Source organism: Sphingobacterium sp. WOUb80 (assembly GCF_050058145.1).
GTDB lineage: Bacteria > Bacteroidota > Bacteroidia > Sphingobacteriales > Sphingobacteriaceae > Sphingobacterium.
In genome coordinates this window covers 5,852,399-5,866,168 of sequence record NZ_CP165617.1, presented here as the reverse complement: position 1 = coordinate 5,866,168, position 13,770 = coordinate 5,852,399, and the positions used below count along the sequence as shown (strand labels likewise).

The following is a 13,770-nucleotide window of genomic DNA, read 5'->3' as shown; positions in this document are numbered from 1 at the left end:
CGGACGATAGTTTTATTCGGACTCTATCAGTCATTAAAAAAAACAAAACGATGAAAACGAATATAAAATACCTAGCAATAGCAGCTGTAGCTCTTTTCGCATCGTGCGATAAACAACTGGATATTACACCAGAGGGTTCTCCATCTGCTCAGAATTTCTGGAAAACAGAACAAGATGCCATCAAAGCAGAGGCTGGGATGTATGAAAAATACAATGAGGAGGATTATTACGGCCGTGGAATGTTTTGGTTTATTAATGCAAGTGATGATATGGTCACTGGCCGTAATAAACCAGAAGCAGATAATATTAAAAATTTTAATCGAAGTTATATCGGTGGAGGCTACACGGAAACACAATGGAGCATGCGCTACGCCATTATTAAAAGGGCCAATGATATTATTACCAACGTTCCGAACATCCCAATGGATGAGAGCAGAAAAAAACAGATCATTGGTGACGCTTATTTCAATGCAGGTCTGGTTTATTTTCAACTAGCCGCAAACTATGGTAATGATAAAGCCGGAATTCCAATCGTTAAACCTGAAACTGATGCTACCGTGCCCGTACCTCGTGCAAACAATGTGAACGAAAATTATGACTACATTGTCTCTCTGTTCCTAAAAGCAGCAGATAACCTTCCTTATTTTTCAGACATGAATTCTTCGGATTATGGTAAAGCGCACAAAACAGCAGCATGGGCATATTTGTCAAAAGTATATCTGTACAAGAAAGACTATACCAATGCGGCCAAGTATGCGGATATGGTGATCAGTTCGGGCAAGCATGATTTATTGACTAACTTTGTGGATGTATTTAAAGCGGCCAACAACTGGTCCAAAGAATATATCTGGTCGGTGGTGTGTACACCAAATGGCGGCGGTACTGGCTGGGGAAGCAAACTTCCAGGTGTGATGTTGACAAACAAAGCTTGGGGAATATACAACGGCTGGGGGTATTATTTACCAACAAAAGAACTTTACGATTCTTTTGAAACAGGGGATTTGCGTCGTGAAGCAACCATCTTGAAACCGGGAGACAAATTCCAGTTTTTTGGTGCTGAACGTACTTTCACAAAAGACGGCGGAGCCACATCCAATTATCAATTTAAGAAATACATGGAGCCGTTTTCTTATAAGGACCCGATTCCAACACATGTTAATCCAAATGGCGACAACGGAACAACTGATCTAAATGTGCCATTGATGCGTTATGCCGAAGTGCTATTGATTAAAGCTGAGGCTGCCATTAATTTAAATGGTGCCGGTGCCGGTGATACCGAATTAAATAAAATCCGGAAAAGAGCGGGCTTACTAGCAAAAAGCGGAATGAGCCTTGTAGATCTAAAACGCGAACGCCGCAATGAGCTTGCCGGTGAATGGGCCGACCGTCACCGCGACCTAGTCAGATGGGGTGATGCACAGGCTGCCTATGCTAAACCGCTACACGATTTTGATGGTGCTGTAATTTGGCCAGCTAGAAATTTCAATCCGCAAGTACATGATGTTTGGGCTGTTCCACAACGTGAGATCGACAACAGTTCCGGTGTCATTAAACAAAATGCAGGATGGTAAAAAACAATAAATTAATGTGGCTGCTATTTGTCGGCCTAAGCATTCAGTCGGTTTCTGCACAGCAGAAACTGACTGCCAATGCAGGACATAGCCACAATGATTACAAACAACAAATCCCCCTATTAGAGGCATACTATGCAGGAATGGGATCTATCGAAGCGGACGTCTTCTATCGCAACGGAGAACTTTACGTTGCCCACGAAAGCAATGAAATAAAGCCAGGCAAAACATTAAAAAAATTATACATCGATCCCTTGGTTGCTTTCTTCAAGGAAAATGGCAATAGGCCCTATGCGAAACCTGAACAAACGCTACAACTCGTAATCGATATTAAGGAAAATTACGAGCAGGTATTGTCTAAATTGCTGGAGGATCTGAAAGGCAATGAATCGGTATTTGATCAGCAGAAAAATCCGGCGGCCATAAAGATCGTCGTCAGCGGAGAAATTCCTCCCGCAGAGCAATTTGACAATTATCCGCCAATGATCTATTTCGATGGCAGGCCAGAAAAAAATTATACACCTGCACAGCTCAAACATATCGGGATGATCAGTCAGGATATTACAAAATATGCTGTCTGGAATGGCAAGGGAACTCCTACCCCGCCCGATCTAGAAAAGATGAAATCGGTGATAGAAAAGGTGCACAAATTGGGAAAACCTTTTCGCTTCTGGGCGACAAAAGACAGTCCCAACAGCTGGAAGGAGCTTGGCCACATGGGGGTAGACTGGATCAATACAGACCACCCTACTGCGCTTAAGAATTTCTATCTGAACAATGCCAAAGTCGAATACGCAAATCCAAAGGCCTATATCCCTTATCAACCGACCTATAAAAATGATGGTGCAACGAGCAAGGTCAAGAATGTTATTTTACTCATTGGCGACGGTATGGGCTTGGCTCAAATCCAAGCGGGACTAAGTGCCAATTTTGGTCAGTCCAATATCATCAATATAAAACATGTTGGACTTTCACGCACTGAAGCATCCAATTCAGATTTCACCGACTCAGCTGCCGGCGGGACAGCCTTGGCTACCGGACACAAAACCAATAACCGTTACATCGGTGTGGATGCCAATGGTAAATTGTTGAGCTCCCTTCCCGATACGTTGGCTCAGCATGGAGTCAAAAGCGGCATCATCAGTGCTGGAGATATTACAGATGCCACTCCTGCTGCTTTTTATGCACACCAGATCGAACGGACCATGTCGCAGGAAATCGCAGCAGACTTCAAAAATAGTCATGTAGATATTCTCGTAGGATCCCGTCGCGAAAGCTTCCTCAACAATAAGGATAATACATTGATGAAGCAACTGACTGAAAAAGGTTATCAGCTTCAGCAAAATTTAGATGACTTTGAAAAGGCGACATCGGGCAAACAGCTGGTACTGCTAGCTGATTCTGCAACAAGAAGAATACTCGATGGACGGGGAGAAATGTTAAAAACTTCCCTCTCAAAAACAATTCAGCTTTTGTCTAAAAATAAAAATGGCTTTTTTATCATGGCCGAGGGGGCACAAATTGATTATGGAGCCCATGCTAATGATCTCCCCTATGTTGTTACCGAACAGCATGACTTTGATAGGCTTGTAGGTGAAGCTCTTAAATTTGCAGACCAAGATGGTGAGACGCTTGTCATTGTCACTGCAGATCACGAGACGGGTGGGCTATCATTATTGGATGCCAATTATAAAAAAGGAACTGTCAGAGGCAATTTCAGCAGCGATGACCATACCAATATTATGGTACCTGTCTTTGCGTATGGCCCAGGTGCACAAAACTTTATTGGCATCTACAACAATACAGCAATTTTTACTAAGATTATCCAAGCCTACAACTTGAAATAATCATTTTAAGCTTCATGCGAAACAAAAACCCTTGGTCTTCGAGCCAGGGGTTTTCGTTTTAAAATATCGATGTTCGATTTTTTGCCTATCTTGTAAATCAAAAAACAGAACAACCTCTATGATACCATCAATCAAGCGACTGCTGATTTTGGCTTTATTGCTATTCAGTATTTCTGCCAGACTATTTGCACAAACTTCTGAAAAAGCCTCTTGGTTTAAAGATGCCCGTTTTGGCATGTTTATTCATTGGGGGCTATACAGTGCGGCTGAAGGCATGTGGAAGGGTGAACCTTTACGTTATATGAACAACTATGCCGAATGGTTAAGATATCGCAACCGCGTCTCCAAAGAAGAGTACGGTACCTTGGCCAAACGCTTCGACTGGAGTAAAATAGATCCCGAGCAATGGGTTCTTCTAGCAAAGGAGGCTGGGATGAAATATATCATCATCACCGCCAAACATCACGACGGTGTTGCCCTTTGGGATACGAAAGTTGGGAATTATAGCCTTCCAAAATTGAGTGGTTCTAATCGGGACGTCATCAAAGATATTGCAGCAGCCTGTAAAAAGCATGGAATGAAATTGGGGTTCTATTATTCACATTGGATTGATTGGGAGCACCCCTATGGTTGGAACCATCAACAGGAGCTTTCGGGACATGTTACCGATGCTCAATACAATCAATATTGGCAGGAAAAAGTGATCCCTCAACTTCGCGAGTTGATGACTAACTATGGCGACATTGCACTGGTATGGTTCGATATGTGGATCCCCTATCAAAAATCCATCATTAAAAAGGAGCAGTTACTTCAAGTCGTCAAATTAATCCGTGAGTTACAGCCCAATTGTTTGATCAACTCACGCCTGGGGCTTCCTACAGATGCCACAAATGTGGACTTTGAGACACTTGGTGATAACCAATTTGGCAGCAACTACATTAGCCACCCTTGGGAGACCCCCGGAACGATCGCCCATTCATGGGGTTACAATGGACAAGAAAACGAGTGGAAATCAACCAGTCAAATTTTCCAATCGTTGATCTCCAATGTAAGTCTCAACGGTGGATTTACCTTAAATATCGGTCCGCGTGCCAATGGAACAGTTCCTTACGAGAGTGTCAGCCGCCTACACGAGGTGGGAAATTGGTTAAACACATACGGAGAAGGCATTTATGGCAGTACAGGGCTTGATTTAAAAAACAACCATTTCGATTGGGGATATCTGACCACCAAAAAAGAAGGTCAAAAAACGGTGGTATACGCACACGTCTTTAATTGGCCCTTAGATCACACACTTCGAATTACAGGAATCAAATCGACGCCAGAACAAGTTGCCTTGAGGAACGGAAATACGTCTACCCCGATAAAATTTGATCAAAATCTCAGTTTGATCCATATTCAGTTACCAGCTGCACAACCGGATCATTACGTTTCGGAGGTTAAATTGACTTTTAACGGTCCCCTGGAACTGGACAAAAACACCATCCCAGAATCTACCTTTGGTGGCTTCTCATTGAAATCGACCAATAGTCTCAACCAGGGACTCAAAATTGTACGCTATAATGGCAAGAACCCAACACATGCGGTACTTACAGGCGACACTAAAATCGATTGGGAAGTAACCATACCTGAAGCTGGCGTTTATTCACTGGATTTTTCAGCACATAATCCCAATAAAGAAAATAGCGTTTTTGAAATCAGTACCGCCAATCAGCGGTTGGAAGGAAGTTTTGCCCCTACAAACAAAATGGTGGTAGAGCCCAATGAAAACAACTATACCGAAGAATTTGTAGAACACCGCATCGGCAAATTTAAATTCGATAAGCCCGGAAAATACATCGTAACCTTTAAAAGTAAACAATTGCAACCACTTTGGTTTAATTGGATATGGCTCGAAAAAATTAAAGATTAAGCACCAGGTCTTGCACTTGGAAGACCACAAAAATCATCAGGCAGATTGCTATGCATACATAACAATCTGCCTACTAGTAATTTATATAAAAAGTTACATATTTTAATATTTATTTATTATTTTGGGGTAAAAGTTACCAATTTTGCAAACAGGGGCTGAATATGCCGCTTATGCTTATAAATGAGAAAATTAATCCTAAACATTGTTGGATAATGCATCTGCAACGGGACTCTTTATCAGTGCTTTCGGACCAACCCTTTAACACAAGGTTGGAAGGATTAATCACGACCACAGAAGACGGTACTATTCTACAGTTTAACAACCGTGCGAAGGAGCTTTTAGCGCTCGAAAACACAACAGATACCAATAAGATACATGAGCTAATTACATTTTACACAGCAGATGACCTTTCGATACTGCCCCCTACAGAAACACCTTTTTTCATCGCCCTCTCAACTAAACAAAACCAAAATGAAATTATCCTAGGACGAAAAGAAGGCGAACAATTTAGATGGTATCAATTTACCGTTCATCTTATTGTGGAAGACGACAAAAGAGGCCTTTTGATTTCTTTTATCGATGTATCGAAATTGGTCAATAAAAATCGGGGCCTAGAAGATAAACAGCACCAGCTACAGTTGCTTGTTGCGTCATTGAATGATCTCGTATTTGAAGTAACAGATACAGGGGTGTTTAAAAATTATTGGACCAACAATCCGGATCTATTGTTCTACACGCCAGAAGAATTTCTAAATAAGAGCCTCACGGAACTCTTCCCACCTGATCTAGCAGTGCCCGCTGTTCAATTAATACAAAATTCATTAAAATTAGATCGTGAACTTAAGATGGATTTTCAATCCAATTTAAAAGAGCACAAGGACAAATGGTACCGTTTACAAATTAAACCGATACATAGGGCCCAGAACCGGGTAGCCCTAGTTATTTCCGATATTACGAAACAAGTCGAGTCCAATGAAAAGAGTAAATTCAATGAGCACAAGTTTAATCAAGCATTTTATTTATCGGGTCTAGGAATCTCTTTGACAAGCCTCGAAGGTTACTGCATAGAATCCAACAATATGTTAACCAAAATTCTTGGTTATTCTCATGAAGAAATGTCGAAAACCAAGTTTACCGAAAGGACACACCCAGACGATATAAACAAAGATGTTGAACTTAGAGAAAAACTTGTCAAGGGTGAAATCGATGCATTCACGCTTCAAAAACGCTATCTACATAAATTAGGTCATTTTGTATGGTGTTCTGTAACCGTTGCGGCAGTTTTTGATAACGCCAATACCGCCCAATTTCTGATCGTTCAGGTTCAGGATATTTCCGAATCAAAGAAGAATATCGAAATCCTAAAAAGACAAAAAATTGAATCAGATTTAGTCAAAATAGATCTTGAAACCAAAATACGACAACTAGAAGAATTTGCCAATATCCTCGCTCATGATTTAAAAGGCCCGCTAAGTAATATCCAAATGCTTATTGACGAAATAAAGGCTACCAACGATGAAAAGATAAAAACTGATTTTTTAGACCTTTTACGTATCAGCGGCAACGATCTCACGCAGACACTGCATGACCTAGGCGATATACTCGAACTCCGGTCCAACAATTCACTAGTTTACGAAACCTGTAACTTTCTAACTGTTTTCAAAAAAGTACAGCAGCAATTTATCGCCGAAATACAACAGAAGAATGCAATAATTTCCACAGACTTCAACGTAAAGGATATCTATTATCCCAAAATTTACCTAGAAAGTATTTTGAGCAACCTGATTAGTAACGCACTGCGATTTACGCCCTCCAATCGAGCTCCTCAGATAGAAATTCGAACTTTCGCTGAAAACGACGGCATACTGTTGACCATCAGGGACAATGGTCTTGGTATTAATCTCCCCAAATATAAATCTGAACTTTTCATGTTCAAAAAAGTGTTTCACCGTGGATTTGAGAGTCGGGGTCTCGGCTTATTTCTTACCCGATATCAAGTTGAATCTTTGGGTGGAAAGATAGATATACAAAGTGAATTAGATGAAGGGAGCATTTTTTCGATTAAGTTTTCAACAAAAAACTCTCCCAAATCTGCGTCGGAACAGCAATAAAAATCAGTCTAAACTACCATGAACCAGGAAAACAAAAGAAAGATAATTCTTATCGATGACAACGCCATCTTGCGTACCATATTCGGCCATATGCTTCAGGGATTTTCTCAATATGGAATTGAATTCCATTCTTTTAAAAATGCGCTGGATGCATTGGATTTTTTGGATAACAACGACATTACTCAATCTTCGATACCGCCAATACTCTTTGTTGACATCAATATGCCATTTATGACGGGCTGGGAATTAATGGATACCTTGGAGGATCGAACAGATTTCATCAAAAAAACAAAGATATATATTGTTAGTTCTTCGACAAGCAAAAGTGACCAAGAGCAACTCGCAAATTACCCATTTATAAGCGGCTTCATTCTGAAACCCTTTGGAAAAGAATCCATCTATAGTATTCTAAAAGAACCCTATTAAAACATCATGATTCACAAAAATACCCCCCAAAAGTTTTCAATCTAACAATTGAGGGGTAATTTAATTCCTTCTTTATTAAATAGCTTGGCATTTTTCGGCCAACCAATTCTTTTCCTCTGCGGTAAGATGTATTGACAATTGATCAAATACCCACTGATTATAATTATTCAACCAAGCGATATGTTTTTTATCCAACAGGGATTTTTCGATTAAATCGGTTGCGATATAACATACAGTCAATGTCTCAAAATCCAGAAAGTCTCCAAATTCAGAAGAACCTGCTTTACGGGTCAATACTAAGTTCTCAATACGGATACCATGCTTACCTACGCGATACAATCCAGGCTCTATCGAAGTAATCATGCCCGGTTCAACAGCCACATCAATCGCTGCTGCATTGAACACTTGCGGACCTTCGTGTACGTTCAGGAAGAAGCCTACACCATGTCCGGTACCATGTCCGTAATTGCGTAATGTTTCCCACAGCGGACGACGCGTGATTGCATCGATCTGATAACCGCGCGTTCCAGTAGGAAAGATCGCTTGTGAACCTTCTATGGTTCCTTTGAGTACCAGTGTATAATCTTCTTTTTCCTCTTGTGTAAGAGCTCCGAGCGTTACCACCCTTGTAATATCTGTTGTACCCGTATTATATTGCCCCCCAGAATCTACTAATAACAAACCTTTAGGTTGCAATGTATAATTTGATTTTTCATTTGCCGAATAATGCGGCAGGGCACCGTGATCCAAATACCCAGCAATTGTCGTAAACGATACATCAACAAAGCCTTCCTGGCTTTCGCGAAATCCACGTAATTTGGCGGCGATAGATAATTCCGAAAGCTCCCCAGAGGAAACATTCTCTTCCAGCCATTTGAAAAAACGAGTCAATGCGACGCCGTCTTTGACAAAGGTATGGCGGTTATTTTCAACTTCGACCTTATTCTTAATCGCTTTTAAACTCGTCGAAGGATTTATTCTCTCGACAATTTTAACCTTTTTAGGTACGCTGTCGAAAACAGCGAAACAGGTCCGTTTCGGATCGATAAGAATTGACGCCACCTCCAATGTCGGAATTGTTTCAAAGATATCTTCATAAGCCGCAACATCTACTCCGTAGCCTTTCAGTTCCTCAGTTGCCTGCACTGTCAGCTTTGAAGGCTCGATATACAGTGTTGCCTTATCGGCAGTAATCAGCACAAAACCCAAAACAACAGGATTACATGGAACATCTTGACCACGGATATTTAATAACCAGGCTAAGTCATCCAGTGATGAAATCAGGTGTGCTTCGGTCCTATTCTTTTTCATCTCCGCACGGACGGCTTCAATTTTAGAAACCGTTGACTGTCCCGTAATATTTTCACCCAACAGGTAGGCCTGTGCCTTAGGCAGCTCTGGCCGTCCTTCCCATAGTGATGACAACAGATCAATGTGACCATCCACTTTGATCTCCAATGGCTCCAAAGTATGCTGAACAGATTGGGCCACCAATAAAGAAGCAAGATTGCCGTCAAAAGCAACTTTAGCACCGGCACTCAACTGCTCTCCCAACCAATCAGCGTACTCCGCAGCTCCCTGTGCTTTCAATTTCACCAATTCAAAACCTGTTCCAGCCAATTGTTCTGCCGCTTGGACAAAATAGCGAGAATCGGTCCAAAGGCCCGCAAAATCCTGCGTGATTGCCAAAGTACCTGCTGATCCTGTAAAACCCGATGCCCAGGCGATGCATTTATAACGTTCTGGTAGATATTCACTAATATGAGGATCTGATGATGGGATGATATATCCATCGATTCCCTGAACCTTCATCGCCTCACGAATGGCAGCTAATTTTTCGATATGCTTCATGTCGTTTATACAATTTTATGCAAGTTAGGATTTTTTAGGGGCGAATGCCTAACTTTAAGCCAAATAAAACAAACGTAACACAACGAACGCTTTTGCCTTAAAATAGGCTACGTTCAAGTCATCATGATAAATCCGACGAAATATCCATGATTGCCAGTACGGATATAGATAACCGTGTTTACAAGCTCATCGAAGATAAATCAGGATATACCATAGGACGATAAAAAATTTTATATATGAACCAATTTGTGCTAAGTACCATTGCTTTTTCTACTTATGCGTTAACGACCGTTACCACTCCACTATTTGCACAGGATCTTCGCAGTAAAATCCAGGATGCTTTTACGCAGTTTCAAAATCAGGAAAGCCTCAGGAATGGTTTGAGCTCATTGATAGTTTTCGATGGAAAAACAGGCCAAACTGTATTCGCAGCGAATGAGAATATCGGATTGGCGACCGCCTCCACCATGAAGGTAATCACTTCGGCTACAGCGCTGGATTTCCTGGGCAAAAATTATCAGTTCAAAACAACCTTGTATTATACCGGGGAGATTGACGAGAATGGTGTGTTAAACGGAAATATTATTGTGACGGGCACGGGAGATCCCACCCTTGGCAGCGCCCGCTATCCGGAGACCCAGGCAACAACAATACTGAACAAGTGGCTTACAGCGATCCAAAATGCCGGTATCAAAAGTATTAATGGGGCGATCATCGCCGATGACAGACTTTATAATGGAAACCAGCTTCCGGGCGGTTGGATCTGGACCGACATGGGCAACTATTACGGCGCGGGGATTTCTTCGCTCAATTGGTGTGAGAACGCTTTTGGCATAAATTTCAGCCCAAGCAATAAGGTGGGCGCCAAAGCGGAGGTCCTTAACTATACAGCCCATGTTCCCTATCTGGAAATTATCAATGAAACAACCACTGGTAAATCGGGAAGCGGCGACAATGTATACGCCTATGCTGCCCCCTATTCAACCAAGATATTTGTTCGCGGTTCTTATGGCCAGGATCTCAAGAAAACAATTGAGCTCGCCTCTCCAGACCCAGCTTACGATCTCGCTTATCAATTAAACGAAGTCTTAAACAACAACGGTATTGTTGCAAGTGAGCTGCCTGCCACCGGAACAAAGATGGATTCGGTCGATGTTTCAAAGAAACAAAACCTGGATATCCACCTATCCCCGACCTTAGACAAAATTGTCTACTGGTTTAACCAAAAGAGCATCAACCTCTATGGAGAAGCCTTGTTGAAAGCGATCGCCTATACGACAGCGGGTAAAACGGGGACCGACGATGGTGCCTATTATATACAGAAATATTGGAATGCCAAATTAGGCATAAAATCCAGTGAACTCAATAGTATGGATGGTTCTGGTCTATCTCCTCAAAATAGGGTGACCACATCAGCCATGAATAAGATTATGCAGTATGCACAAAAACAAAGTTGGTACCCTGCCTTCTACGAAAGTCTTCCTACGTATAACAATATGAAGATGAAAAGTGGAACAATTGGTGGCGTACTTGGTTATACAGGTGTACATACCAGTAAAACAGGACAGTCTTTTACCTATACTTTGCTGGTCAATAACTATTCTGGGTCGGCGTCCAGCATGCGTCAGCAAATGTTTAAACTGTTGGATGTCCTGAAGTAACATATTATTGTCTAATTATAATAAGATATTGGCAAATATTTCCAATTATCAAAAAGAATGATAGATTTGTAGCCTTAAATTAATAAAATCGTAATGAGTAACACTAATCGTAAACAGGCAGCGTTAAACTACCACGCAATGGGTAGACCTGGTAAAATAGCTGTTGTTCCGACCAAACCAACAAATTCGCAAAGAGACTTATCTTTAGCATATTCTCCAGGTGTAGCGGAGCCATGTTTGGCTATTGCTGAGAACAAAGAAGATGCTTATAAATATACCGCAAAAGGAAACCTTGTTGCTGTTATCAGTAATGGTACAGCAGTACTGGGCTTAGGCGATATTGGCGCCCAAGCTGGTAAACCAGTCATGGAAGGTAAAGGTTTATTATTCAAAATTTTTGCCGATATTGATGTATTTGACATCGAAGTGGATACCAAAAATGTCGATGAGTTTGTCAACATCGTCAAAGCATTGGAGCCTACTTTTGGAGGTATCAACCTGGAAGATATCAAAGCACCGGAATGTTTTGAAATCGAACGTCGTCTAAAAGAAGAAATGAACATCCCAGTGATGCATGATGACCAACATGGTACAGCAATCATTTCAGGTGCCGCATTGATCAATGCCTGCGAAATTATCGGTAAAGATATTTCAAAAGTAAAAATCGTCGTCAATGGTGCTGGAGCAGCTGCAATGTCGTGTACAGCAATGTATATTTCAGTAGGTGCTAGCAAAGAGAATATTGTGATGCTGGATAGCAAAGGTGTCATCCGTACTGACAGAGAAAATCTGGACAGTATGAAAGCACAATATGCAACAGATCGCGATATTCGCACCCTAGCAGATGCTGTAAAAGATTCGGATGTATTTATCGGTTTATCGGCAGCAGACGTCATGTCGGCAGAGATGTTGTTATCGATGGCTCCAAACCCGATTGTATTGGCGATGGCAAATCCAAATCCTGAGATTGCTTATGATTTGGCCATGGCTACGCGTAACGATATTATCATGGGTACAGGTCGTTCAGATTATCCTAATCAGGTAAATAACGTATTGGGTTTCCCCTATATCTTCCGTGGTGCTTTGGACGTACGTGCAACAGCAATTAACGAAGAAATGAAAATTGCCGCAGTGCGTGCAATTGCAGATTTAGCGAAACAACCTGTTCCGGAAGAAGTAAATCAAGCCTATAACACCAGCAATTTAAAATTCTCGGAAGAATATATCATTCCAAAACCTACCGATCCGCGTTTGATCACTGAAGTTTCTATGGCTGTTGCAAAAGCTGCCATCGCATCAGGTGTGGCAAAGACCGTAATCGAAGATTGGGATCAATACAGCGATGCCCTACGTAAACGTCTTGGTAAAGATGATGCGATTATGCGCAATTTGACTATGGCTGCTAAAAGAGATCCTAAACGTGTTGTTTTTGCAGAAGCAGACAATTACAAAACGTTGCGTGCGGCACAGATCGTTAAAGAAGAAGGCATTGCAATTCCTATTCTTTTAGGTAGAAGAGATAAAATTGAACGTCTAATCAAAGAATATGCTTTTGAATTGGATGGCCTTGAAATCATCGATCCTGTTGCTGAAGTAGACAACGAAACGGAGCGTTCCAAGAAATTTATCGAGCATCTTTACATAAAAAGACAACGTCGTGGTATATCGAAATACGATGCCCGTAAGTTGATGTATGACCGTAACTATTTTGGTGCCTCTTTAGTGGAATTTGGCGAAGCGGATACCCTAATTTCGGGTATGACCAAAAATTACGCGAATACAATCCGTCCAGCATTACATGTAATCGGTGCTAAACCAGGCAGCCGTGTGGCTGGGATGTATATGATGTTGACAAAAAAAGGTCCGATCTTCATGGGTGATACAACCGTAAATGAAGATCCTACAGCACAAGAATTAGCAGACATTACTTTGCTACTGGACAAAGCTGTGAAACGCATGAATATACAACCGCGTATTGCCTTGCTGTCATATTCTAATTTTGGTTCAAGCGAAGGAAAAACGCCAACGAAAGTAAGAGCCGCAGCGCAGATTCTACACGATCAACACCCGGAAATTATCGCTGATGGTGACTTACAGGCAAACTTCGCGCTAAATAGCGAAATGCTGACAGCGAATTTCCCTTTCAGCTGCCTAAATGGAAAATCAGCGAACACACTCGTATTTCCTAATTTGGAGTCTGGAAATATCGCTTATAAATTATTGCAAGAAGTTGGTGAAGCGGAAGCGGTAGGTCCAATCCTTTTGGGTATGAACAAACCAATTCACGTGTTGCAATTGGATAGCTCGGTGCGCGAAATTGTCAATATGGTTACCATTGCTGTAGTAGACGTACAAGCACATCTTAAAAATTTATAGAATAGCTTAAAATCT

General features: G+C 41.4%; 8 protein-coding genes. 7 read left to right on the top strand and 1 reads right to left on the bottom strand.

The window, feature by feature from the left end:
- The first annotated feature begins 50 nt into the window (after positions 1 to 50).
- The 5 genes from AB1Z56_RS24310 (at position 51) to AB1Z56_RS24290 (ending at position 7,867) form a co-directional block, all read left to right on the top strand.
- A complete protein-coding gene (locus tag AB1Z56_RS24310) occupies positions 51 to 1,571 on the top strand; it encodes a RagB/SusD family nutrient uptake outer membrane protein (protein ID WP_313268952.1) in 1,521 nt (506 codons plus the stop codon).
- Positions 1,565 to 3,418, top strand: coding sequence for an alkaline phosphatase (locus AB1Z56_RS24305; RefSeq protein ID WP_313268949.1), 1,854 nt, complete (start codon positions 1,565 to 1,567; stop codon positions 3,416 to 3,418). Before AB1Z56_RS24310 ends, AB1Z56_RS24305 begins: the two co-directional genes overlap by 7 nt.
- Positions 3,419 to 3,536: 118 nt before the next feature.
- Complete coding sequence (locus AB1Z56_RS24300; RefSeq protein ID WP_426790378.1) at positions 3,537 to 5,330, top strand: alpha-L-fucosidase; 1,794 nt, start codon at positions 3,537 to 3,539, stop codon at positions 5,328 to 5,330.
- 269 nt (positions 5,331 to 5,599) lie between these two features.
- Positions 5,600 to 7,441, top strand: coding sequence for a PAS domain S-box protein (locus AB1Z56_RS24295; RefSeq protein ID WP_426790377.1), 1,842 nt, complete (start codon positions 5,600 to 5,602; stop codon positions 7,439 to 7,441).
- An 18-nt stretch (positions 7,442 to 7,459) separates the two neighbouring features.
- Entirely contained in the window at positions 7,460 to 7,867 is a 408-nt protein-coding gene (locus tag AB1Z56_RS24290) for a response regulator (RefSeq protein ID WP_309364691.1), read from the top strand.
- 75 nt (positions 7,868 to 7,942) lie between these two features.
- Here the strand turns inward: AB1Z56_RS24290 and AB1Z56_RS24285 are convergent, their stop codons facing one another.
- On the bottom strand, positions 7,943 to 9,718 hold the full coding sequence (locus AB1Z56_RS24285; protein WP_426790376.1) for an aminopeptidase P family protein: 1,776 nt from the start codon (positions 9,716 to 9,718) through the stop codon (positions 7,943 to 7,945).
- 236 nt (positions 9,719 to 9,954) lie between these two features.
- Here AB1Z56_RS24285 and dacB point away from each other — a divergent pair, with 236 nt between their 5' ends.
- Positions 9,955 to 11,379, top strand: a complete 1,425-nt coding sequence (gene dacB, locus AB1Z56_RS24280; RefSeq protein ID WP_426790375.1) for a D-alanyl-D-alanine carboxypeptidase/D-alanyl-D-alanine endopeptidase — start codon at positions 9,955 to 9,957, stop codon at positions 11,377 to 11,379.
- A 93-nt stretch (positions 11,380 to 11,472) separates the two neighbouring features.
- On the top strand, positions 11,473 to 13,755 hold the full coding sequence (locus tag AB1Z56_RS24275; protein ID WP_313268936.1) for an NADP-dependent malic enzyme: 2,283 nt from the start codon (positions 11,473 to 11,475) through the stop codon (positions 13,753 to 13,755).
- Positions 13,756 to 13,770 lie beyond the last annotated feature (15 nt).

Coding starts and splice junctions, on each gene's coding strand:
- AB1Z56_RS24285 (WP_426790376.1), bottom strand. CDS start 9,718: ATGAAGCATATCGAAAAATTAGCTGCCATTCGTGAGGCGATGAAGGTT.
- AB1Z56_RS24305 (WP_313268949.1), top strand. CDS start 1,565: ATGGTAAAAAACAATAAATTAATGTGGCTGCTATTTGTCGGCCTAAGC.
- AB1Z56_RS24275 (WP_313268936.1), top strand. CDS start 11,473: ATGAGTAACACTAATCGTAAACAGGCAGCGTTAAACTACCACGCAATG.
- AB1Z56_RS24310 (WP_313268952.1), top strand. CDS start 51: ATGAAAACGAATATAAAATACCTAGCAATAGCAGCTGTAGCTCTTTTC.
- AB1Z56_RS24290 (WP_309364691.1), top strand. CDS start 7,460: ATGAACCAGGAAAACAAAAGAAAGATAATTCTTATCGATGACAACGCC.
- AB1Z56_RS24300 (WP_426790378.1), top strand. CDS start 3,537: ATGATACCATCAATCAAGCGACTGCTGATTTTGGCTTTATTGCTATTC.
- dacB (WP_426790375.1), top strand. CDS start 9,955: ATGAACCAATTTGTGCTAAGTACCATTGCTTTTTCTACTTATGCGTTA.